21 protein-coding genes and 1 tRNA gene are annotated in these 25,142 nt (G+C 27.0%); 18 read left to right on the forward strand and 4 right to left on the reverse strand.

The window, feature by feature from the left end; translation table 11 throughout:
• Window positions 1-139: 139 nt before the first annotated feature.
• Window positions 140-2,272 carry an ATP-binding protein gene (locus NSA50_RS00150; protein ID WP_257442133.1) on the reverse strand — a complete coding sequence of 711 codons (2,133 nt, stop codon included), beginning with the start codon at window positions 2,270-2,272 and terminating at the stop codon, window positions 140-142.
• Between the two features lie 324 nt (window positions 2,273-2,596).
• Between NSA50_RS00150 and NSA50_RS00155 the strand changes: the two genes are divergently transcribed.
• The 4 genes from NSA50_RS00155 to NSA50_RS00170 all read left to right on the forward strand — a co-directional run bounded on the left by NSA50_RS00155 (window position 2,597) and on the right by NSA50_RS00170 (window position 5,952).
• Window positions 2,597-3,679, forward strand: a complete 1,083-nt coding sequence (locus tag NSA50_RS00155; RefSeq protein ID WP_374940952.1) for a PQQ-dependent sugar dehydrogenase — start codon at window positions 2,597-2,599, stop codon at window positions 3,677-3,679.
• Between the two features lie 244 nt (window positions 3,680-3,923).
• On the forward strand, window positions 3,924-4,823 hold the full coding sequence (locus NSA50_RS00160; RefSeq protein WP_257442134.1) for a patatin-like phospholipase family protein: 900 nt from the start codon (window positions 3,924-3,926) through the stop codon (window positions 4,821-4,823).
• A gap of 323 nt (window positions 4,824-5,146) precedes the next feature.
• Window positions 5,147-5,320, forward strand: a complete 174-nt coding sequence (locus NSA50_RS00165) for a hypothetical protein (RefSeq protein ID WP_257442135.1) — start codon at window positions 5,147-5,149, stop codon at window positions 5,318-5,320.
• A 47-nt stretch (window positions 5,321-5,367) separates the two neighbouring features.
• The gene (locus NSA50_RS00170) at window positions 5,368-5,952 is read left to right on the forward strand and encodes a hypothetical protein (RefSeq protein ID WP_257442137.1); all 585 of its coding nucleotides are present in this window, start codon (window positions 5,368-5,370) and stop codon (window positions 5,950-5,952) included.
• 298 nt (window positions 5,953-6,250) lie between these two features.
• Here NSA50_RS00170 and NSA50_RS00175 read toward each other — a convergent pair.
• A tRNA-Leu gene (locus NSA50_RS00175) sits at window positions 6,251-6,333 on the reverse strand.
• A 245-nt stretch (window positions 6,334-6,578) separates the two neighbouring features.
• Between NSA50_RS00175 and NSA50_RS00180 the strand changes: the two genes are divergently transcribed.
• The 12 genes from NSA50_RS00180 to NSA50_RS00235 all read left to right on the forward strand — a co-directional run bounded on the left by NSA50_RS00180 (window position 6,579) and on the right by NSA50_RS00235 (window position 18,709).
• Window positions 6,579-7,271 carry an iron-sulfur cluster assembly scaffold protein gene (locus NSA50_RS00180; RefSeq protein WP_195264190.1) on the forward strand — a complete coding sequence of 231 codons (693 nt, stop codon included), beginning with the start codon at window positions 6,579-6,581 and terminating at the stop codon, window positions 7,269-7,271.
• Between the two features lie 20 nt (window positions 7,272-7,291).
• On the forward strand, window positions 7,292-8,290 hold the full coding sequence (locus tag NSA50_RS00185) for a GGGtGRT protein (protein ID WP_008679645.1): 999 nt from the start codon (window positions 7,292-7,294) through the stop codon (window positions 8,288-8,290).
• Between the two features lie 466 nt (window positions 8,291-8,756).
• Window positions 8,757-9,992, forward strand: coding sequence for an NCS2 family permease (locus NSA50_RS00190; RefSeq protein WP_374940956.1), 1,236 nt, complete (start codon window positions 8,757-8,759; stop codon window positions 9,990-9,992).
• Window positions 9,993-10,155: 163 nt separating this feature from the next.
• On the forward strand, window positions 10,156-11,319 hold the full coding sequence (locus tag NSA50_RS00195; protein WP_257442143.1) for a glycoside hydrolase family 113: 1,164 nt from the start codon (window positions 10,156-10,158) through the stop codon (window positions 11,317-11,319).
• Between the two features lie 246 nt (window positions 11,320-11,565).
• The gene (locus NSA50_RS00200; RefSeq protein ID WP_257442144.1) at window positions 11,566-12,999 is read left to right on the forward strand and encodes an amino acid permease; all 1,434 of its coding nucleotides are present in this window, start codon (window positions 11,566-11,568) and stop codon (window positions 12,997-12,999) included.
• 128 nt (window positions 13,000-13,127) lie between these two features.
• On the forward strand, window positions 13,128-13,415 hold the full coding sequence (locus NSA50_RS00205) for a hypothetical protein (protein ID WP_195264187.1): 288 nt from the start codon (window positions 13,128-13,130) through the stop codon (window positions 13,413-13,415).
• A 59-nt stretch (window positions 13,416-13,474) separates the two neighbouring features.
• Complete coding sequence (locus NSA50_RS00210) at window positions 13,475-14,356, forward strand: LysR family transcriptional regulator (protein WP_257442145.1); 882 nt, start codon at window positions 13,475-13,477, stop codon at window positions 14,354-14,356.
• A 122-nt stretch (window positions 14,357-14,478) separates the two neighbouring features.
• Complete coding sequence (locus NSA50_RS00215) at window positions 14,479-15,522, forward strand: putative sulfate exporter family transporter (RefSeq protein WP_195264245.1); 1,044 nt, start codon at window positions 14,479-14,481, stop codon at window positions 15,520-15,522.
• Window positions 15,523-15,744: 222 nt separating this feature from the next.
• Window positions 15,745-16,962, forward strand: coding sequence for an NADP-dependent isocitrate dehydrogenase (locus NSA50_RS00220; RefSeq protein ID WP_257442146.1), 1,218 nt, complete (start codon window positions 15,745-15,747; stop codon window positions 16,960-16,962).
• A gap of 117 nt (window positions 16,963-17,079) precedes the next feature.
• Window positions 17,080-17,895, forward strand: a complete 816-nt coding sequence (locus NSA50_RS00225; protein WP_257442147.1) for a glycerophosphodiester phosphodiesterase — start codon at window positions 17,080-17,082, stop codon at window positions 17,893-17,895.
• Window positions 17,896-17,972: 77 nt separating this feature from the next.
• Window positions 17,973-18,137, forward strand: a complete 165-nt coding sequence (locus NSA50_RS00230) for a small, acid-soluble spore protein, alpha/beta type (RefSeq protein WP_195264183.1) — start codon at window positions 17,973-17,975, stop codon at window positions 18,135-18,137.
• Between the two features lie 107 nt (window positions 18,138-18,244).
• Window positions 18,245-18,709 (forward strand): DUF3284 domain-containing protein, encoded by a 465-nt coding sequence (locus NSA50_RS00235; protein WP_257442148.1) that lies wholly within the window; start codon window positions 18,245-18,247, stop codon window positions 18,707-18,709.
• A 172-nt stretch (window positions 18,710-18,881) separates the two neighbouring features.
• Here the strand turns inward: NSA50_RS00235 and NSA50_RS00240 are convergent, their stop codons facing one another.
• Both NSA50_RS00240 and NSA50_RS00245 read right to left on the reverse strand, forming a co-directional pair.
• Window positions 18,882-19,811 carry an NAD-dependent epimerase/dehydratase family protein gene (locus NSA50_RS00240; RefSeq protein ID WP_257442149.1) on the reverse strand — a complete coding sequence of 310 codons (930 nt, stop codon included), beginning with the start codon at window positions 19,809-19,811 and terminating at the stop codon, window positions 18,882-18,884.
• Window positions 19,812-19,968: 157 nt separating this feature from the next.
• Window positions 19,969-21,201: an aminopeptidase gene (locus tag NSA50_RS00245; RefSeq protein WP_257442150.1), complete on the reverse strand. Its 1,233-nt coding sequence runs from the start codon at window positions 21,199-21,201 to the stop codon at window positions 19,969-19,971.
• Window positions 21,202-21,378: 177 nt separating this feature from the next.
• Between NSA50_RS00245 and glsA the strand changes: the two genes are divergently transcribed.
• Together glsA and polA are read left to right on the forward strand one after the other, a co-directional pair.
• Window positions 21,379-22,296 (forward strand): glutaminase A, encoded by a 918-nt coding sequence (gene glsA / locus NSA50_RS00250; protein WP_195264179.1) that lies wholly within the window; start codon window positions 21,379-21,381, stop codon window positions 22,294-22,296.
• Between the two features lie 224 nt (window positions 22,297-22,520).
• Window positions 22,521-25,133: a DNA polymerase I gene (polA, locus tag NSA50_RS00255; protein ID WP_257442151.1), complete on the forward strand. Its 2,613-nt coding sequence runs from the start codon at window positions 22,521-22,523 to the stop codon at window positions 25,131-25,133.
• The last annotated feature ends 9 nt before the right edge of the window (window positions 25,134-25,142 follow it).

The raw sequence follows: 25,142 nt of genomic DNA on the forward strand, positions 1-25,142 counted from the left end.
TAAACTTTGGGGGGAAGGAAGAGTAAGTAAAGCTCATTTTAGCAATAATATAAAATAGTAAGACTATAATATTATAATTAATAAATGAAAAAGTCATACTAAGTATAAAATAATAAACTTAGTATAACTTTTTACTAATTTAAAATAGCTCATAAATATCAGATAATTCTCTTATAATTTTTTCGTCATCTATGAAGTATTTAAAATCACTATTTTTTAATGATTGTTTTTTAGGTTGGGTTGGTAAATTAACTATTAATTCAGTGCCGTTAGTATATTCATCATTAACAATAATAAATCCTCCATGCATTTCAACTAGCCCTTTTGTTATTGATAATCCAATGCCGCTTCCTTCAGTATTTCTAGAGAGGGTATCATCTACTTTAAAAAACTTATCAAAGATAAGATTTTTTAGATTACTTGGTATTCCTATGCCGTCATCTCTTACAATTATTTTAGTAAAATTGTTATTGGAGTTAATTTTCACTAAAATATTGCCATTAGGATTAGTAAATTTTATTGCATTTGATAGAAGATTTAGCAATATTTTTTCTAATGCATAAGTATCTAAATTCATATATAATTTTTCAACATTGGTATCAAAAGTGACATTTAGTTTTTTGTATCTTGTATAGGGTATTATAGATAAGGTTAAATCTTCAATAAAAGATACTATATCTAGAGTTACAAGATTTAATTTAGCTGATCCAGAATCAATTTTAGTTATATCTATTAAATTGTTTATTAATTTCAACATTCTTAAACAATTTTGTCTTACACTTTTTTCATATTTAAAAAAGTATTCCTTTATTGAATCAGGATCTCTATCTTTTAAAGAACTTATAAGCTGCACAGAAGAATAAATTATATTAATAGGAGTTCTAAGTTCGTGACTAAGATTAGAAAAGAAGTCGTTCTTAATTGAGTGATAACATTTTAGATTTTCATAATCATCAAATAATTGAATGTAAATATCAGAATTTTTATCTATATTGTAGCTTTCGAGAGTTTCTGTTGAAGCTTTAAGATAATTAAGGGCTTCTTTATAGTTTTCAAGAGCTTCAAAATCTTTATAAATTAATTTATATGAATTTATTGTATTCATATTTTTATATTTTTCAGAATAAAGCAATGATTTCTTGTGATGGAATAATGCGTTATCATAGTCATTTAATCTATAAAATAAATTTCCATATGCTATTTTTAGCCAATAATCAAATTCCATGAACTTAAACTTTGTAATATTACTTTTATATATATAGTATGCATTGTCTAAGTAGTAAAATAAGTCATTTAATGATGGATCAATGATAGAGTCATCAGTTTTAGATATTTTATATTGGACTAGTAATAAATTGTATTTTATAAGATAAGAATCAATATGATAAATATCTAACTTATAAATGCTTTTTTCAATAATATTAAATAGTTTATTTATATCATCTAGATTTTCATTGGATTTCATATATATTTGTAATAACTTAATATAGATGTCCATTTTAATATTAACAGGTAATGAAAGATCATAATTGTTTAAAATATTTTTATATAAATTTGTACTATCCTTAAATTTATATAATTGCATATTGACTGAGGCTATATGATAGTTAGCCAAAATTTCTATTTCATTTTGATTATTAATTTTTGAAATATATAAAGCTTTATTTAAAAGTTTTATTGATATATTATTTAAACTTAGATATTTATAATATATAATTCCAAGCATTAAATATGCTTGAGAGGAATATTTGTATTCATGTTCTGATAAAATTTTAAAGGAACTATCGATATTATTATATAAGTAAAGATCAAATTTATATATTTTTAAGTTTATAATAGAAGTATTTATATAAAGAAAAAGTAAAAGTTCAAATTGGTTAGTATCTTCTAAAAATGATTTACTTAAATTAAAATATTTTTTTTGTAATTCCATATTATTTATTTTTAAATTAGTAAGAGATAAAGAAATATACAAGGCTCCCATAATGAATGAATCCTTTATAAATTCTTTACTTTGAATCAATTCATTAAATATGTTTATAGCACAAAAATATTCTTCTAATTTTTCATTACAAAGTCCAATTATAAGTTTTATCATAGATTGTTCGCTTTTATTAATTTTATTATTAATTAATCTATTTTCCATATCCTCAGATAAATCTTCAAGATAATTTCTTTTTATAAATAGATTTGGAGTAAAAAGTAAATTATTTATTGTATCTATATAAAAATTATTAGAGTTAGTTATTATTCCTTTATTAACAATTTCCATTTATATTACCTCCGCAAAATGACGAATTCATATAATATTTTACCATATATACAATTTTTTGTATAATATTTATGAAAAAAATGATGAAAAAGTTATGATTTTGGAATAAAACGATACTATTTAGTATGTATATATGCTTAACATAAATATAATAGAGATTATGATAAAGATTATGATAAAGAGTATAAGCTTAATTCCTATTCTTTCTATTATTAAATATAAAAGATATGCATATTTAAAATGCGTAATAAAAATAAATGTTGCAATATAGTTATATATTCATATTATAAAGAAAGTGTTAATTATAATATGGAGGATGCTGCTATGAAAAGAATAATATATAGTGTTTTATCTAATATGTTATCTCGTAGTGAAAATATGAAGAATACAAAAGCTGAATTATCTTCATCAAATAAATTTCCATATAAAATAGAAGTTATAGCAGAAAACTTATTTGTTCCTTGGGCAATAGACATAAGCAATAATGGAAAAATATATTTTACAGAAAGATTAGGTACAGTTAGGATAATTGAAAATGGTAAACTTAAGGAAGAGCCATTAATTAGATTTACTTCACCTTTCATTAGTAAAGGAGAAGGTGGATTGATGGGAATTGCATTAGATCCAAATCATTTAGAAAATAATTATATTTATGTAATGCATTCATATTTAGAAGGAAATAAAATATATAATAGTGTTGTTAGATTAATTGAAAGAAATAACAATGCATTTATTGATAAAATTATTCTAGATAAAATTCCAGGTGGAGAATTTCATAATGGAGGACGTATAAAGATAGGGAAGGATAAGAAATTATATATATCAACAGGAGATGCAGAAAATCCTAATTTAGCACAAGATGTTAGAAGCTTAGCAGGAAAGATATTAAGGATAGAGTTAGATGGAAGTATTCCTAGAGATAATCCAATTAAAAGCTCACCGATTTATAGTTTAGGACATAGAAATCCACAAGGATTAGCATGGAATTCAAGTAATATGCTATATGAATCAGAGCATGGACAAACAGCACATGATGAGATAAATATTATAAAACCTGGAGCTAACTATGGATGGCCATTAGTACAGGGAGATGAAACTTCTAATGAAATAAAAGTACAGTCACCATTTATTCAAAGTGGAGATATAACTTGGGCGCCATCAGGAATGACTTTTATAAATAAAGGCCCGTGGATAGGTAAATTACTAGTAGCAAATTTACATGGAGAACAGTTACTTGTAATATCATTAGATTCAAAGGGAACATTAGTAACTAACATAGATTCATTATTTAAAAATAAGTATGGACGATTACGAGAAGCTATTCAAAGTGAGGAGGGATCTATTTATATTACAACAAGTAATAGGATGGAAGAGGAAATATCAATTTTGGAGACGATAAAATTATAAGATTAGTTCCTAGGTAAGTTAAAATAATAAAGAGATTTCGAATAATATATTATATATTTTAAATTAAGGGGCATTTGTATATAGCCCCTTTAGTATTAGAAAATAAATTCATAACAAGCAATAAATAAAAGTATAAATAATAAATATTTACTTAGGCAATATCAGTATTATATAATTCAATTAATTAAGGGAATATATTACATATTTGCAATGTATAGTGAGAATTTTGCTAAGAGAGGTTAATATGAGTAATTTATTAGAAGATTTTAAAATTGGGCTTGTACTTTCTGGAGGAGGGGCTAAGGGATCTTATGAAGCAGGAGTTTTTAAAACATTATGGGAACTAGATTTAATAGATAATGTGAAAGTTATATCTGGAACTTCTGTAGGATCTGTGAATGCGTTGCTATTTGCAATGAATGATAGAAAAATTATAAAAGATAGCTGGAGTAGTATAACTTATTCTAGATTTATAAAGTTACAAGAAAAAACTAGAAATAAAAAAATATCTGAATTTATTAAGAATATAGCTCATGGAAATTATGAGAGCAGTATGATAGAGCAGATAAAAAATAATGATATAGGACTTTTATCACAAATAGGTATAGAAAATTTTATAAGGGAATATGTAAATATAGATACGATAAATGTGCATAATAGAGATATTTATGCATGCGCATATAATATAGATAAAGAAAGAGCGGAGTACTTTAAATTAAATGACTATAGTAATGAAGAAATACTGAATATAGTTTTAGCATCTTGTGCTATACCAATAATTTTTAGCCCTATTAAAATTAAAGATGATAGATATGCAGATGGAGGTATTAAGTCGCCAGAATACTCTAAAAATAATGTTGATAATATTCCAATAACTCCATTAAAAAACTATGATTGTGATTTAATTATTGTTGTAGGTTTATCTAATAAGGATAACGTAAGTAAGGAAGGATTCGACAAAAATAAAATTATAGAAGTATATCCATCTAAAAAAATAGAATTAGTTAATGGCTCAGGAAGCTTGATGATAAATAAAAGCAAGATGCTTGATAATATTGAATTAGGATATAGAGATTCTATGATTAAATTAGCTCCTTTAATTGTTAAGATTATTAAAGAAAAATGTAATAGTGAAAAAGAATAATAATTTTTATAATAGTGATTGAATCAAGTATTTAATAATAAAATAATGATTTAATTAATTTAATTCTTAAGTTTTAAAATATTAATAACAAGGGATTCTAAAATGAGTCCTTTTTTTGTGCATAATAATACACTAAATAAACAATTTAAAAAAATATTATTATAAAAAGAGGTTATATAGTAGTTAAAATTTATTTAGATAAAAATACGGTAATTGAATTAAATAAGGTAATTAAATTAAATAAGGTGATTTATTGCATATTTATATAGTATGGAGTAGTTACTAAAAAATATATTAAAGTAACTACAAGGAAGGGGGATAAGGTGTATTGTGTAATACAAGAAATAGGGCTTAAGAAAGAAAATGCTTATGGAGAATACAAAGAACTTGAGGCATATTATACATCATCAGCTACATATGGAGTTAATGTTGGATATTATGAGTACAGATATACAGGGGGGAGATTTAAAAGACCTATAAAAAAGCTTATAAGATAAGTATCCATAAGAGTTATAGAGAAGCTGGTAAGGTTAAAAAGAAGCAATTGAGTATATGTACTATTGAATATTATGATATTGCCACTGATTCTGATATGTGGATAGGTGATTATTGCGATTTAAATAAGAAAATTGAGGCAATAGGGGTAACAGAAGAAGAGCTTTGTAAAATGGTATATAATAAGCTGAATTCATTAGTTGAAAGAATAGAACGGGAATATAAGAAAACGAAAGAATACGAAATTCATAAGAAACATGAAAAAATAATCAATAAATATATAAAAGATAAAACAAATTTTGAAGAAAAATATGGAAGGTATTCTTATGATAAGTGCTATGATGTTTTTGGTGTACTTAGAAATAATGAAATGCTAGATAATATTAAGAAGCAATATGAAGAGTCTAAAGAACAGCAGCGTAGTTACTATGAAAATTTTAAAAGTAACTACAATAGTTATAATTCAAGTAGTAGTTATCAGAAAAATAAACATAGTAACTACAGTGAAGAGGATAGAGACAAGTATAAAAAAATATATAAAACTTTAGCAAAAGTATATCATCCAGATATAGCGAAAGATGATGGAGAAATGATGAAAGTAGTTAATAAGCTTAAAGTGGAATGGGGGATATAGTAGTTACTTAATATATTTATGTAGTAACTACACTAGAGTACCTTGATGTGAATAGTTTTAAAAATATTGTATTATGAAATAAATATAAAGGCAAAAATTAAAGATATACGTAACAATAAAATAGTATATAGTAGATTTTATGGATTAGAATGTATATAAGAACCATGACAAGGATATTAGTTTTAATAGTTAAATATTATCGATTGGTTTTTACTTTAAATTAAAAGTGATATAAATATAAAAATGGCTTTATCAAAAGATATTCAAACCTAGTGATAAAGCCATTTCCTACAATTATTGGTGCCGGCAGAGGGAATCGAACCCTCACGGTTTCCCGCATGATTTTGAGTCATGTGCGTCTGCCAGTTCCGCCATGCCGACTGACTACAAAAGCTATTATATCAGAAGTGGATTAAAATAGCAAGTAGTAAAATTTAATGGAATGAAAGGGAAATTTTTTATAATATTATGTTGTTTGAGATTTGGACATCTGTTATTATATAGGTAGGATAAATTTGCCCATGGTGGGATGGGCTTTGTCCCGATTACTTGTAGTCTACATATTTTAAAAGGTGTTCATAAGCCAATAGGACTATAGCAATCTATAATTAGGGAGGAGATATAATATGATGTATTCAAGAGAAGTGGAAGAAATGTGCGTTGTTGCTAAGGGACCAAATCATGGACCTGCACCAATTCCTGTTGAAGGAAGATGGGTACAAGCTAAAGAGGTAAAAGACATTTCAGGATTAACTCACGGAGTGGGCTGGTGTGCACCTCAACAAGGAGCTTGTAAATTAACTTTAAATGTTAAAGATGGAATAATCGAAGAAGCATTAGTTGAAACAATTGGATGTTCAGGAATGACTCATTCAGCTGCTATGGCTTCAGAAATATTACCAGGAAAGACTATATTAGAGGCATTAAATACAGATTTAGTTTGTGATGCAATTAATACAGCAATGAGAGAATTATTCCTTCAAATAGTTTATGGAAGAAGCCAAACTGCTTTTTCAGAAGGTGGACTACCTATAGGAGCTGGACTTGAAGATTTAGGAAAGGGACTTAGATCACAAGTTGGTACTATGTATGGAACAGTTGCAAAGGGAACAAGATACCTAGAAATGGCAGAAGGTTATGTAACTAAGATTGCTTTAGATACAAACAATGAGATTATTGGATACAGATTCGTTCACTTAGGAAAGATGATGGAAATGGTTGCTAAGGGAATGGATGCTAATGAAGCTATGGAAAAAGCTACAGGACAATACGGTAGATTTGACGAAGCAGTTAAAGTTATCGATCCAAGACACGAATAGTTTGAAGGGGGAAAAGTATTATGCCATTATTTGAAAGTTATGAAAGAAGAATTAATCAAATCATTCCTGTATTAGAAAAGTACGGAATGACTAAAATAGAAGATGCAAAAACAGTTTGTGATGAAAAAGGTATAGATGTTTACGATATCGTAAAATCAACTCAACCAATTGCTTTTGAAAATGCTATGTGGGCTTATACTTTAGGTGCTGCTATAGCTATTAAAAAAGGATGTGTAAAAGCTGCAGATGCTGCTGAAGCCATCGGAGAAGGATTACAAGCCTTCTGTATCCCAGGCTCAGTTGCAGATGATAGAAAAGTTGGTTTAGGACATGGTAACTTAGGAGCTATGCTTTTAAGAGAAGAAACTAAATGTTTTGCTTTCTTAGCAGGACACGAAAGTTTTGCAGCAGCAGAAGGTGCTATAAAAATAGCTGAAAAAGCTAATAAAGTAAGAAAAGAACCATTAAGAGTTATATTAAATGGTTTAGGAAAAGATGCTGCATATATTATATCAAGAATAAATGGATTTACTTATGTTGAAACAAACTTTGATTTCTTCACAGGTAAATTAGAAATAGTTAGAGAAGTTCCATATTCAAATGGACCAAGAGCTAAAGTTAAATGTTATGGAGCAAATGATGTTAGAGAAGGTGTTGCTATAATGCATCATGAAGGAGTTGACGTATCAATCACTGGTAACTCAACTAACCCTACAAGATTCCAACATCCAGTTGCTGGAACATACAAAAAGGAATGTGTTGATCAAGGAAAGAAATACTTCTCAGTAGCATCTGGTGGTGGTACAGGAAGAACTCTTCACCCAGATAACATGGCAGCAGGTCCAGCTTCATATGGTATGACAGATACAATGGGAAGAATGCACTCAGATGCACAATTTGCAGGATCTTCTTCAGTTCCAGCTCACGTTGAAATGATGGGATTAATTGGAATGGGAAATAATCCAATGGTTGGAGCTACTGTTGCAGTTGCTGTTGCTATAGAAGAAGCAATGAAATAATAAAATAATACACTGGAAATAATAAAATTAAGATTGTGGTAATTATGAAGAGAAACCTTTATTATTACCACAATCTTTTTTTTTAATTTGCATTCGAAGGCCTGTATTATAATTATTGTCTATAAGTAAAAGAAAAATTCATTTTTTATAAAATAAAAGGAAATAATATTTATTAACAGAGAGAAGAAGTTATCTTTGATAATAAAATGCTATTATAAATTAACGAATTATAATGCTAAAAAAATAATAAAAATATACATATGTAAATATTATCACAGAAAATAATTATAAATAAATAAAAAATATTCGTTTAATACTTGGGTTTTATTTTGAAATGGTGTATTATAGTTCATGGATTTATAAAATAATACGAAAGAGGGATAAAATGAAAAAAGAATCAAAAGCTAATCAAATTATCGATAGATATTTTGGGATAACAGAAAGTGGATCTAATATAAAAAGAGAAATGTTGGCAGGAATAACTACGTTTATGACAATGGCGTATATATTAATTGTTAATCCTTCTATTCTTTCACAAGCTGGAATGGATAGTGGAGCTGTATTCACAGCAACAGCATTAGCAGCTGTTATATCAACTTTAATCATGGGATTATATGCTAAGCTTCCATTTGCTCAGGCACCAGGTATGGGATTAAATGCTTTCTTTGCATTTACAATTGTAATAGGAATGGGATATTCATTCCAATTTGCTTTAACAGCTGCATTCTTAGAAGGTATAATATTCATTTTACTTACTGTGTTGAATGTTCGTGAAGCTATAGTAGACTCTATACCGGCAAATATTAAAAAAGCAATTTCAGTAGGTATAGGATTATTTATTGCGCTTATAGGTTTAGAAGGAGCAGGTGTTATTGTTAAAGGTGAAGGGACATTAGTTTCACTTGGAGATATAACAAAGGGGCCAGCTTTATTAGCAGTTATTGGTATAGTTATAACTGGGATATTAATGGCTAAAAACGTAAAGGGTGCTTTATTTTTAGGTATGATAATAACAGCAATTATAGGAATTCCAATGGGAATTACAAACATACCTGATGCAATTATAAGTGAACCACCTTCAATTAGTTCTGTATTTATGAAATTTGAATGGAATAACATATTTTCTTTAGACATGTTAATAGTTTTATTTACATTATTATTTATGGATATGTTTGATACAATTGGAACATTAGTTGGAGTTGCTACAAAAGCAAAAATGTTAGATAGTAATGATAAAGTTCCAAATATTAAAAAAGCACTTCTTTCAGATGCAGTTGGAACAACATTAGGAGCTTGTCTAGGAACTAGTACTGTAAGCACATTTGTTGAAAGTGCATCAGGAGTTGCTGAAGGCGGAAGAACTGGATTAACAGCAGTTTCAACGGCAATTATGTTTATATTAGCATTATTCTTTGCACCATTATTTGGAGTAATTACGCCAGCAGTAACATGTTGTGCATTAGTTTTAGTAGGGTTATTTATGCTAGAGCCAATAAAAGAAATAGATTTAGAAGATTGGACAGAAGCTTTACCAGCATTTTTAACTATCATAATGATGCCGTTAGCTTATAGTATTTCAGATGGGATGGTATTTGGTGTTTTATCTTACATAATACTTAAAGTATTTACTGGAAAATATAAGGATATTACTATACCAACTATAGTAGTAGGAATAATATTTGTTCTAAAATTTTTAATATAAATTTACATTATAATTATATAGAATTTAAGAAAAAGCTTAGGAGTATTTAAATTTATTCCTAAGCTTTTATTAGTTACAATTTAAATAATAAAAATTGTAAAATAAATAAAAAAATGGTATATTAGATAATGATTAAATTGAATAGATAGTATGGGAGATAATTATGGAGAATAATGATGCTAAAAAAGAAAGAATTGAGGATTTAAAAGTTAGGATAATTGCAGGGGTAATTATTATGCTTATTATATCAGGATATTATTTATATGCAATTAACTATACAACTAGAGGTATGATAAATAATTTTCTAAATAAAAGAGAAGGGAAGATATTAAATAATGAATTTAGTGAAAAAATTAAATCAGCTAACCTTTCAACAGATTATACAGTAGAACAAGCAATGAATGATATTGAAACTCTAGAATTAAACACAATAAATTTACCAATTGTTATAAGTATAGATGATATAGATTCAAGTACTATGGATGTAGATGGCAATAGTTTGGAAAGAGCGAAGTTAATTTTAAAAGAGCTTAAAGGAAAAAAGATAAATGTAATATTGGATCCCTATCCATGGATTGCAAATGGGAGTAAATATGAAACTGATTACAATCCTTCGGATAAAGAAAGTTTCTTTTTAAATTGGAAGCAAAATGTATTAAAGCCTATAATAGATGAAATAGCTATTCCTTATAGAGTTGATGCAATAAATATTGCTACAGTATTTACAAATCTAGAAGGAATGGAAAATGAATTTTGCGATATGATTGATTTTACAAGAGAGTATTATAAAGGATTAATTACTTATAGGACAAGCTTTTGGACAACAGCTAATTGGGATGATGAAGTTACAAAAAATCAAGTGGATGAATTAAATAAAAAATATAATGAGAAATTAAATAATAAGATATTTTCAAAGGTGGACTTTATATCTATTGCTTCATATTTTGAGCTAACTGATAACGATATAAACACTGTTGATAATATTGAAAAAGCACTGATTTCATCTCAAAGATACAATAGAAAACAAGAAATTAAGGAACAGGTTGAAAATTTTTATGATAAGTGGAATAAACCAATTTTCTTTGGAGAACTAGGATTTCCTAAAACTACTAAAGCAACAGTTGAGCCATGGAATCCATATCTTTCAAAAGAAATAAATATGCAAGAACAAGCAAATGGTTTTGAAGCATACAGAAGAATTTATGAGGCAGAACCATGGTTTTTAGGTTTTTCACTTTTTGCAGTAGGTAACAAAGAAGGCGATAAGATGTATTATCCAAGTGAAGAGACAGTAAATGTTATAAATAGATGGTTTGAATTGGAATAAAATATAAAATATTTAATAAGACTTGTACATTTTGTAATATGATAAGAATTTTTAGGGAATTGTAATAATATATTATAAATGGATAATAAAATGTTTAATATTATCAATAAAATATTAAAAAAATGCTAATATAATAAAAAAATCTAGATGAATAAAATATTTTTTATTGTAGGAATATATTGCTGTTGGTAAAATGATTATGGATTAATATTTTTATTAATACCTGAAAGTTTAAGGAGGCGCGTTATGGGAGAAGACGCTAAAAAGATTAGGTGGTACAACTTAGCATTAATGGCATTTGTATCAGTTTGGGGATTTGGAAATGTGGTAAATAACTTTGCAAATCAAGGCTTAACTGTAGTTGTATCATGGATATTAATAATTGCTTTATATTTTGTTCCTTATGCTTTAATGGTTGGTGAATTAGGTTCAACTTTTAAAGATGGAAAAGGAGGAGTAAGCACATGGATTAGACAAACTATGGGACCAACTTTAGCATATTTTGCTGGGTGGACTTATTGGGTAGTACATGTACCTTACTTAGCTCAAAAGCCTCAGGCTGTTTTAATAGCACTTGGATGGGCTGTAAAACAAGATGGAACTTTTATAAGCAATATGAATACGCTTGTAGCACAAAGTTTAACACTTGTAGTATTTTTAGCATTTTTATGGGTAGCATCTAGAGGTATTACATCTCTAAAGAAAATTGGTACTATTGCAGGTACTTCAGTTTTTGTAATGTCTATGCTATACATATTATTAATGGTAGCAGCACCTGCTATAAGAGGAGTAGAAATAGCTACAACAAATATAACATGGGAATCAATTATACCTAATTTTGACTTTAAATACTTTACAACATTATCAATGCTAGTTTTTGCAGTTGGAGGCGCTGAAAAGATATCTCCATATGTAAATAATATGAGTAAACCTAGTAAGGAATTTCCAAGAGGGATGATAGTACTAGCTGCTATGGTTGCTATTTCAGCTTTACTTGGATCAATGGCTATGGGAATGATGTTTGATGCTAATAATATTCCAAAAGATCTTATGATGAATGGTCAATACTATGCATTTAAGATGTTAGGTGAATATTATGGATTAGGTAATTTATTCTTAATAGTTTATGCAATAGCAAATATGCTTGCACAAATATCAGCATTAGTATTTTCAATAGATGCACCACTTAAGGTTTTAATTGGCGATGCTGATGAAAATTATATACCAAGAAAATTAACTAAGACTAATAAATACGGTGCTCCTATAAATGGATATGCTATGACTGCTATATTAGTTGGTATATTAATTATGGTTCCTGCCTTAGGAATTGGTGATATGAATGCATTATTTGATTGGTTATTAAAACTTAATTCAGTAGTAATGCCGTTAAGATATTTATGGGTATTCTTAGCATTTATAATGCTTAAAAAGCTTTCAGATAAGTTTAATTCAGATTATAAATTTGTAAGAAATAATAAAGTAGCTTTAGGATTTGGAATTTGGTGCTTTATATTTACAGCATTTGCCTGTGTAATGGGTATGTTTCCAAAAGGAGTTGAAACATATTCAGGTGAATGGTGGTTCCAAATTTCTCTTACTGTAATAACAATAATTGTATTATTAGGTTTAGGAGCTATTTTACCTAAAATTGCAAAGAAAGATAAAAATACATCAAAATAATAATAAGAGTTATAATAAACCTTTTAAAGAAATAAGAAATATCTCTTATTGAAAAAGTTTTTTTCTTATGGTATAATACCTTTATTGTAGCGAAAACTAACAATATAAAATAAAGAGGTAGGTTTATTATGAGTAGTGGATTAAAAACAGGATTGTACTTAGTAGGCGGAGTTTTAATAATTGGATTGGTTTCAGCTTTAGCTATCCAACTTTTGGTATGGATATTACCTTTTATAATAGTTTTATATATAGTATTTAAGATAAAAGGATACTTTGATAGTAAAAGGAGGAAGAAATCAACCAATAATAGTTATAGCTACGAGACTAAATCAAACTTAAATAATGATTATTCAAATCGTGTTGATGATTCTGTTGGAGAAGTAATTGATGTAGAATATGAAGATTTAAATAAATAATTTATTATGGAACTCAGCAATTGCTGAGTTCTTCTATTTATGAGAAAGGGGTTTAAACCATGAATTTTAGGAAACTTAAGATATTTTATGAAACTGCTAAACACTTAAATATGACAAAAGTAGCAAAGGAAATGTATATAAGTCAACCTTCAATTAGTCAAAGCATAAATGAATTGGAAGCAGACCTTGGTGTAAAGCTGTTTGATAGAATAGGTAAAAAATTATTTTTAACTCATGAAGGAGAGGTTTTTTTAAATTATACAAGAAGAATTTTAAATTTATATGATGAAGGGTTTAAAAGTTTAAGAGAATTTACAGATAATAAAAAAGGTAAGATTATTATTGGAGCAAGTACAACGATTGGAACATATATACTTCCTTATATAATTAAGGATTTCTCTAGTAAGTTTAGGGATATTGAGATATCTTTAATTATTGAAAATACAAAAAATATTGAAAATTTAATTTTAGAAAATAAAATAGATCTTGCATTTGTTGAAGGTGAAATCCATTCAGAAGAAATAATAAGAGAAGGTGAATGGAAGGATGAATTAGTATTTATTTGTGGAGATGAAAATGAATTAAAAAATTTACAAATAGTATCAGGAAAAATGTTAGAAGATCAAAAATTAATTATGAGAGAAGTAGGAAGTGGAACAAGAGAACACACAGAATTATTTTTTAAAAAGAATAAAATAAAATTTAATACTTTTTTAGAGTTAGGTAATACGGAAGCTATAAAAAGAACTGTTGAGGCAAATCTTGGAGTAGGATGTGTTTCATATAGAGTGATAGAGGAGCAAGTTAATGCAGGAAAATTATTTTATTTTAGACTTGAAGAAGGGAAAATTGAGAGAGATTTATATTTAATAATGCATAAAGATAAATTTATATCTAATAATATTAATATGTTTATAGAATATATAAGAGATAAAAGATAAAAGATATATAAGTAAATAGTTATTATAATAATAAAGTAATAATATTTTACCTTTAAGTAAATAACATCTATAATAAGGTCGTAACAAAGATATATAAAATTTATAGATTTTGAGGTGAGTACATAGTGAAAAAAGTAAAAAGCATATTACCTGGACTTATAATTTGCTTAATTATAGGTGTTATTTCAGAAGTATTAGGGAAAAAATTTTCTACAGTAGGAGCTGCAAGTTTTGCTATATTTATAGGTATAATAGTAGGAAATACAATATTTAAAGGAAATAAATATGATAATGGTACTAAATTTGCAGAAAAAGATCTTTTAAATTATTCTATAGTTCTTATGGGTGCGAATTTAAATCTAGGTGAGATATTAGGTCTTGGCTTTAATGGACTTATTTTTGTTATTTTACAAATGACATTAACAATTATAATAACATATTGGATAGGAAGAAAACTTAAATTTAATAGAAAATATTGTTTGCTTATGTCATCAGGAAATGCAGTTTGTGGTTCATCTGCAATAGGTGCAACAGCACCAGTTATAGATGCTGATGATTCTGATAAAGTAATATCTATAACAATAGTAAATGTTATAGGAACTATTTTAATGATTTTACTACCATTTATAACTGCGGCATTATATAATAATGAAACACTTCAAACATCAGCTATGATGGGGGGAATATTACAATCAGTAGGGCAAGTAATAGGTTCAGCGAAATTTGTTTCAGATGATGTTGTAAAATTAGCAACGGTATTTAAAATTATAAGAATAATATTATTAGTTGCAATTGTATTAGTTTTTGAAAAAATAGATTTATCTAAAGAATCTTCTGGTAATGAAGAATCAGAAATTAAAGTTAGTAAGGAAGAAAAAAAGGATAGTAGTAATGTAGCTAAAAAGAGAAAAATTAATATTCCATGGTTCATAAATGGTTTCTTTATAATTTGTATATTATATACTATAGGTGTTGTACCACAGTTTATATCTTCTATGTTTAAATGGATTAGTAGTAATTTTGAAATCATAGCATTAGCAGGAATAGGAATGAGAGTTAAAATAAATGATTTAATAAAAGAAGGGCCAAAAGCAATGTTATATGGAGGAGCAGTAGGAGTCAGTCAAATAATATTTGCTATAATATTAATAGCCATTTTCTTCTAGAAATAAATATTAAATAAAATAATAATCTGATACTAAAATTATAAATATTTTAGTATCAGATTTTTTATTTATTATAAATAACCTTAAATTATTTAAGTTATCATTTATTATTAAACATAGTAAATATTCTATGTAAATAGACACAATAATAAACTTAATTGTAAAAAATAAACTTATAATGTATAATTAGCTTATTAAAAATTAAATATTGGGGGGCTAAACATGAGTAAAATAAAGATGATAACACCATTAGTTGAAATGGATGGAGATGAAATGACGAGGATTCTATGGGGCATTATAAAAGATGAATTGTTAAATCCATTTATTGATTTAAAAACAGAGTACTATGATTTAGGATTAGAGTATAGAAATAAGACTAATGATAGTATTACTGTAGATGCAGCAGAAGCAATAAAAAATTATGGTGTAGGAGTAAAATGTGCTACAATTACGCCTAATGCAGCAAGGGTCAAAGAATATAATTTAAAGGAAATGTGGAAAAGTCCTAATGGAACTATAAGAGCTATTTTAGATGGTACAGTTTTTAGAGCACCCATAATAATTGATTCTATAAAACCTTATGTGAGAACATGGAAAGAACCTATTACTATAGCAAGACATGCTTATGGAGACGTATATAGGGATATAGAAATGAAGATTGAAGAGAAGGGAAAAGTAGAATTAGTTTTTACTAATGAATCTGGAGAAGAGGTAAGAGAGCTTATCCATAACTTTGAGGGTGATGGGGTAGTTTTAGGAATGCATAATTTAAATAAATCTATAGAAAGTTTTGCTAGAAGTTGTTTTAACTTTGCAGTTGATACAAAGCAAGATTTATGGTTTGCATCAAAGGATACTATTTCCAAGAAATACGATCATACCTTTAAAGATATATTTCAAGATATATTTGATAAAGAATATAAAGAGAAATTTGATGAGCTTAATATAGAGTATTTCTATACATTAATTGATGATGCAATAGCAAGAGTTATAAAATCAAAGGGAGGATACATATGGGCATGCAAAAACTATGATGGTGATGTTATGAGTGATATGGTGGCAACTGCTTTTGGGTCTCTTGCAATGATGACTTCAGTACTAGTTTCACCAGAAGGATATTATGAATATGAAGCAGCTCATGGAACTGTGCAAAGACATTATTACAATCATCTAGCAGGAAAAGAAACATCTACTAATTCTATAGCAACAATATTTGCTTGGTCAGGTGCATTAAGAAAAAGAGGAGAACTAGATAATTTAAATGAATTAGTAGAATTTGCAAATAAGTTAGAAGAAGTATCTATAAAGACAATTAATGAAGGATATATGACAAAAGATTTGGCTCTTTTATCAGATTTAGAAGATATTACAGTAACTAATTCTTATGATTTTATAAAGCAAATAAGAATTAGATTAGAAGAGTTTTATAAAAATAAATAAAGAATAGTAGTATAAGCTGTCTAAATTTTTAGACAGCTACTGTTTTTTAGAAAATTAAGTGATATAATTTTATTATGGCAATTAATGGTTTTAAAATTGAATATGAGGAGAAGATTTATGAAGAAAAAAATAATTATAATTTCATCTATTGTTTTAGGAATAGTATTAATATGTTTAATAAGTATGTTTTTATTAACTAAAGCAACTCCCATAGAAGATGGAAGTTTAGAATGGATTAAGAATATTAAAATATCTCATAGAGGTCTACATAATAATAATGAAATACCTGAAAATTCTTTAAAAGCATTTAAAAATTCTATTGATGAAAATGTCGCTATAGAATTAGATGTTCAGTTAACTAAAGACAACAAAGTTGTTGTGTTTCATGATTATAATTTAGAGAGAATGACGGGATCAAATAAAAATTTAAATGAATTAGACTATATAGATATTTTAGATTTAAAACTCTTAAATACCAATGAATATATACCTACTTTAAATGAAGTTTTAGAACTTATAGATGGAAAAGTTCCATTACTTATTGAAATAAAAAATGAGGATAAAGTTGGAATCCTTGAAAGTGAAGTTTATAGTATAATAAAGGATTATAATGGAGATGTAGCTGTTCAAGCCTTTAATCCATTTGTTTTATCCTGGTTTAAAAAAAATGCTCCAGAGATACCTAGGGGACAATTAGCAGGATCTTTTAATGATTCTGATTTGCCTGGATACAAAAAGTTTGCATTGAGAAATTTACTTTTAAATTTCGAAAGTAAACCAGCTTTTATAGCATATGAAGTTGATTATTTGCCAAAAGCTGTAGTTAAATTTCAACGTAAAAGAAATGTTCCTATATTAGGATGGACTGTAAAAGCAACAACTAATTTAGAAAAAGTAAAAGAAAATTGTGATAATATAATATACGAAGAATAATAAAAAAATAAGTCATTATTTAGAATAAAAATACCTAAATATCTTGAAAATATATATGAGGTAGGAGGTGTTTTTATATGGCACATAAAAACAATAAAAATTCTAAAAAAAATAAAAAAGCAGGGCAAAAAACTAAAACAGAACTAAAAAAAATGAAGATGGAAACTGCTGATGAAGTTGGATATTCTAAGGAATCTAGAAAGCTTGGTAAAAATAAACCAAGATCTGAAGAGAAGAATTAATAACTATAAAAAATAAAAGGATGTAATCCTTTTATTTTTTTATAGCAATTTACTCAAAAAGATGTAATAATATTATTATGATTATAAGTTATATAGGGGGATTATAAATGAGTAATTATAATGTAGGTATAAAAATAGATTACTCAATAGAAAGAGTATTTAAAGTTTTTATTGATTTAAATAAAAAAGAAATGCCAAAGTTTAATGATAAAAATCCAACAGAAGTAAGTTATAAAAAGGTAATAAAACAAGTAGGAAAACAAAAAATTGAAATGGAAACTCGTATAACTGGATATGAAAAAAATAAGTTATATGAGGTAACAAATTCAATAAGCAATGATAAATATATTTCAAAATATGAATTTAAAGAAATAGATTCAAATTCTACAGAGATATTATTAAGTGAAACACAAGAAATGATGGGATTTACATCATCATTAACGTTATTATTTCAAAAATTTAATGCAAAGAAAAAATTAAAAGCTAAGATGCAAGGAATAAAGGCAGTATTAGAACAAGAATTAGAAAGAAGAGATGGAGGAAATAATAGTTCTAAAAGCGAAATAGAATAAAAATTAACCATCTAATAAATAATTGGTTATAAAAATAGCGTTCTTTATATAGAAATTGAATATGTTATAATAAGCAAAGAGCACCTGATAAGAATAAATGTATCTTATTAGGTGCTCTTTGTTTAAAAATATTTAAATTAACTAGTAAATTATAGTTTTAAGACGAATTTTTTTATTTATTTAATGCTTTTACTAGCTTATAATCTTTGTAAAAAGGCTTTTTGTCAACATACCATTTATATGACATTTCTAATCCTTCTTTTAAATATATAACTGGTAAATGAAATCCATTTTCCCTAAGGTCCATTATATTTAAATTAAAGTTAGTGCTTCTAAAAGGGAAGTAACTTCTAACTTCTGAATTAGATAAAGGAACTTTTTTGATTTTGGCATCTTTATTTAAAATAGATGCACAAGATTTAATCACTTCATCCCAAGAATATAAATCAGGGCTAGTTAAATTATATGCTCTATTATCGTTATCATTATATATTGCACATTCAAATGCTTTAACTAAATCTTGGATGTGGATAAATTGAACCTTAACATCATCTTCTGGAACTAATATAACCTCATCATTTTTTATTTTATCAAAGAAAAAACATTCTCTATATAAGTTATTTCCTTCACCATAAATATAAGTAGGTCTAAATATTGTTGCATGTAATCCATTATTTTTTATTAATTCATTTATATAATATTCAGCTTGTAATTTATTATATCCATAACTACCCCAAGTAGAATTTTCTCCTTTATTAGCATATTCTTTAATATTTTCAGCACTTGGGATATATACTGCTGCAGATGAGCAGAAAATATATCTTTTTAAAGAAGAGGGATTAATATATGAAAATAGAATTTCAACATCATCCTTTGAGTAAGCAGATATATCAAATATTACATCATATTTTTTATTATTTAAAGCATTTTTTAAAGCTTCCTTATTTCTTCTATCACAGATAATATGATTTTTGTATCCTGAATAATTTATTTTTCTTAGACCTCTAGTTAAAATATCAATATCGTAGCCACGACTAATTAAATAGGTTGCAAGAGATTCTGAAACAAATTCACTTCCACCTAATAATAAAATTTTAATCATTTTTTCCTCCTTTAATAACATAACAAAACCCCTCTCATTAACATAGTATATACATAATTTTCATAGTATAAACAAATTTAAGTAATTAATATATAAGAAGTAAAATACTTCAATATGTACTAATATATGATTGAAGATTTTGAAATATTAAGAGTGATTAAAATGCCCAGTTTCCTGAAGTAAATATTTTAACTTTAGTGTTATCAGAAGTATATCCTGTTATGTCTAAATCATCTGTTCCAATCATAAAATCAACATGAATTATTGAATCATTTGCGCCTTTAGCAGTAAGTTCATCATTGCTTAAATTTTCTCCATTAATTATACAAGTTGGATAAGCTTTACCAAAAGCTAGATGGCAAGCTGCATTTTCATCAAATAATGTGTTATAAAAAATTAGGTTGGAATTTGAAATAGGTGAATCAAAAGGAACTAATGCTACTTCTCCTAAATAACTAGCTCCTTCATCACTAGCTAATAATTCTTTTAATGATTCATACCCTTCTTCAGCGGTAAAATCAATAACTTTTCCATCTTTAAATGTTAGGGAGAAATTATTGATTAGGTTTCCTCCATAGCTTAAAGGTTTTGATGAAGTAACAGTTCCGTTAATTCCATGTTTTTTAGGAAGAGTAAAAACTTCTTCAGTTGGCATATTAGCATTAAATTCTATTCCAGAATTACATTTTTCTGAGCCACCAAGCCAAATATGATCTTCAGGTAGTTCTATAGTTAAATCAGTACCTTTAGAATTTTTATAATGGAGTTTTTGAAGCTTAGTGGAATTTAAAAATTCTAATTTTTTATCTATATTGTTGTTATGTTCTTCCCAAGCTTTAATTGGATCATCGTTATTTAATCTAACTACATCAAATATTACATCCCATAGTTTTGATACAGCTTCTTCAGAAGTAGAGTCCTTAAAGATTTTTAATGCCAATGCTTCAGTTGGAACAGATACAACAGTCCAACGTATCTTGTTTGACATTGAATAATCATAGTATTCTTTTAAAGCCAATTGACGATGCTTTTGGAATGTTGATATTTTTTCCATAGGAATATCTTTATAAGCATCAGGGTCTGAAGCTGAAATTGAAATTACAGCACATCCTTCTCTAGCATATGAGTTATATGATTCAGCTACCCAATTTGGTACTTCTTTTAATGTATTCATTGATGCATATTCAAGTTTAAGTCTTTGTAATTTTTGATCTCCATAATGAACAACAACTTCTTTGGCACCTTCTTTGTAAGCAACTTCTGCAATAGCTCTTGCAAAATCTATGCATTCTACTGGTGAACTAACAAGCAAAACTTGATCTTTTTGCAAATTAACACCTTTTTTCACAGCAAGTGTTGCATACTTTAATAACATATTTTTCATATCCATGAAATCACCTCAAATTATAATTTATATTATTTATTTTTACATAATATTGTAAAATAGTCTAGTTAAAAATATAGAAGTATAAATCCACTTGTGTATAGTAGGAATTATTAATATAATAGAAATGCTTAGTAATTAAGGAATACAACATAAAACTGAAGATATTATGAGGTGATAAAATTGTTTAATTTATTAGATACATTAGTTGATAAAAATAGAAAATATGGTAAGGATGGCAAACTTGCATCATATATTCCAGCGCTGCTAGAAGCAAATCCTGATGATTTAGGAATATGTATAGTTGATTTAAATGGAAAAGAATATTATTCAGGAGAATGTGATAAGAAATTTACTATTCAAAGCATATCAAAAGTTGTTACATTAATTTTAGCTCTTAAAGATAACGGAAGATATAATGTCTTTAAAAAAGTTAATGTAGAGCCAACTGGAATGGGATTTAATTCAATAGTAAACCTTGAGGTTAGAGATACAGGAAGACCTTATAATCCAATGATAAATGCTGGAGCTATAGTTACAACATCATTAATAGATGGAAAAGATGTCGATGAAAAGTTTCAAAAAATTTTAGATTTTATAAGACTTGTTACAAATAATGAAAGTATATCAGTAAATGAAAGAGTATATTTATCAGAAAAGGAGACAGGAAATAGGAATAGAGCTTTGGCATATTTTATGAAGAGTAGTGGTATTTTAGATGGTGACGTAGAAGAAATACTAGATTTGTACTTTAAGCAATGTTCAATAGAAGTATCTGCAAGAGATTTAGCTAGGTTTGGGTCAGTACTTGCTAATGATGGAGTTACTCCTTGGAATAATGAAAGAGTAATGTCAAGAGAGGTATGTAGAATAGTAAAAACTATTATGGTTACCTGTGGAATGTATGATGCATCTGGTGAGTTTGCAGTTCATGTTGGAATCCCAGCAAAATCAGGGGTTGGCGGAGGAATCCTTGCTACCGTTCCAAGAAAATATGGAATAGGTATCTATGGACCATCATTAGATGAAAAAGGAAATAGCATATCAGGATTACATGTGATTAAAGAGTTATCAGAAGAATTGGATTTAAGTATTTTTTAATATTTTAAATGAATTAATAAGTATTGATTTGGGAAATTTTATAATGTAAGGAATTTTAAAATATGATGTAAAAGGAATATACATATTATAAAGTTATTTTAAAAAGTAGATTTCTATTTGAAATAGATATATTAATTAAAATGTAATGATTTGTTATTATAAAAATAGTATAATTTATAATAAACATAAGTTTAAGGAGTAAACGCCTTAATTTGGAGGAAGATATGGAAAGATTATTGATATTAGATTCTAACTCACTTCTTAACAGAGCATTTTATGCTATTCCAGAGTTAACAACTAGTGATGGAATTCATACAAATGCAGTTTATGGGTTTACAAATATGTTATTTAAAATGAAGGAAGAGTTAAAACCAGATTATATAGTTGCAGCTTTTGATAAAAAGGGCCCAACTTTTAGACATAAAGAATATGAAGACTACAAGGCAGGTAGAAAGAAAATGCCACCTGAACTTGCAGAGCAATTTCCTATAGTAAAAGATCTTTTAGGTTTATTAGCCATAAGTAAATATGAAATCGATGGATTTGAAGCTGATGATATAATAGGTTCTTTAGCAAAATATGCAGAAAAAAATAATATTGAAGTCTTTGTAGTTACAGGAGATAGGGATGCACTACAGTTAGCATCAGATAATATAAATGTTGTTATAACAAAAAAAGGTGTCACAGAAACAGCAGTGTACGATCATAAAACATTTGTTGAGGAATTTGGAGTAACACCAACTCAGTTTATAGATGTAAAAGGTCTTATGGGAGATAAGTCAGATAATATACCAGGAGTTCCTGGAGTAGGAGAAAAAACAGCTTATAAATTAATTCAAACTTATGGTTCTGTAGAAGAAGTATTAAATAATATAGATAATATTAGTGGGAAAAAGTTAAAAGAAAATTTAGAAAATTATAGAGAACAAGCTATATTCAGTAAGAAGCTAGCAACAATAATAACTGAAGTACCTATTGAATTTGATTTAGATGAGATAAAAAGTCAAGAATCATATGATAAAGAAGGCTTAAGAAAGTTGTTCTTTAAGCTTCAAATGAAGTCGATGTTCGATAAACTTCCTGAGTCAGATAAAGATTTAGAAGTAACTGAAGAAACTATAAATTTAATTACTATCGATAATCCAGAAGATTTTCTTAGTTTATCAAAATCATTAGATAAGATATGCTATATAACATATGATGTAATAAATAGTACAAAATATTTAGAAATAGAGCTGAATAAAATGTATCTATCTAATGAAGACAAAGTGTACTTAATAAATTTTAAGGATATCTATAATACTAATAAAAATGAAGCTAATTTAGCTTTAAAAACAATCATGGAAAATGAAGAATTAAATAAAATAATTCATGATGGTAAATCGCTAGTTACAGTATTGAATAAGCTAAATATATCCATAAATAGATTTGAATTTGACACTGCTATAGCAGCTTATTTAATAGATTCAGCTAGATCATCATATGATTTATTAACATTAATAAATGAATACCTATGTGAAGATGTTACAGGTGAAGCCGAAATCTTAGAAGGAAAGATAAACTTTAAACTAAGAGATATATATGAATTGTTAAAGGGGAAAATACAGGAAGAGAAGATGGAAGAACTTTATTATGAAGTTGAGCATCCATTAATATTTGTTCTTTCTTCTATGGAATCTTTAGGATTTAATATAAATAAAAATATGCTAGATGATTTGGCAATAAAGTTTAAAGAAGAGATTACTAGAACAGAAAAGGAAATTTTTGACTTAGCAGAAGAGGAATTTAATATAAACTCACCAAAGCAATTAGGAAAAATACTTTTTGAAAAATTAGATTTACCTGTAATTAAGAAAACAAAAACAGGTTATTCAACTAATGCTGAAGTATTAGAAAAGCTTCAAGACAAACATGATATAATACCAAAGATAACTTACTATAGACAAATAACAAAGCTTAATTCTACTTATGTGGAAGGATTAAAAAATGTTATAGATAGTGATGGACATATACATTCAAGTTTTAATCAAACAGTAACTACTACAGGTAGATTATCAAGTACAGAGCCTAACCTTCAAAATATCCCTATAAAATATGAAATGGGGAGAGAAATAAGGAAAGTATTTATACCTGATGAAGAAGGTGATATTCTATTATCTTGTGACTATTCACAAATAGAATTAAGAGTTCTTGCTCATATGTCAAATGATGAAAATATGATAGATGCATTTAAGCATCATAGTGATATACATACAAAAACTGCATCTGAAGTATTTAAAGTGCCAGTAGAAGAAGTTACATCATTAATGAGAAGTAGAGCTAAAGCCGTAAATTTTGGAATAGTTTATGGAATAAGTGATTTTAGTCTTTCACAGGATTTACACATAACTAAAAAAGAAGCTTCTGAATATATGGAGATTTATTTTGATAGATATCCTAATATTAAGGGATATTTAGATAGTGTAATACAAGAAGCAAAAGAAAATGGATATGTTTTAACTATTTTAAATAGAAGAAGATTTATACCAGAAATTAAATCATCTAATAGAATAGTAAAAGCTTTAGGTGAAAGATTGGCAATGAATGCTCCTATTCAAGGAAGTGCAGCTGATATAATTAAGCTAGCGATGGTTAATGTTTATAATAAATTAAAGGAAAAAGAACTGAAAAGTAAAATGATTTTACAAGTACATGATGAGCTTATATTAAATGTTAAAGAAAATGAACTTGAAGATGTAAAACAAATAGTTAAAGATGAAATGGAAAAAGTTTTAGATATGAAGGTACCTCTTGAGGTAGATATTAATATAGGTAAAACATGGTATGAGGCTAAATAAGGGGGCATA

This window comes from Clostridium mucosae (genome assembly GCF_024622765.1).
Lineage (GTDB): Bacteria > Bacillota > Clostridia > Clostridiales > Clostridiaceae > Clostridium.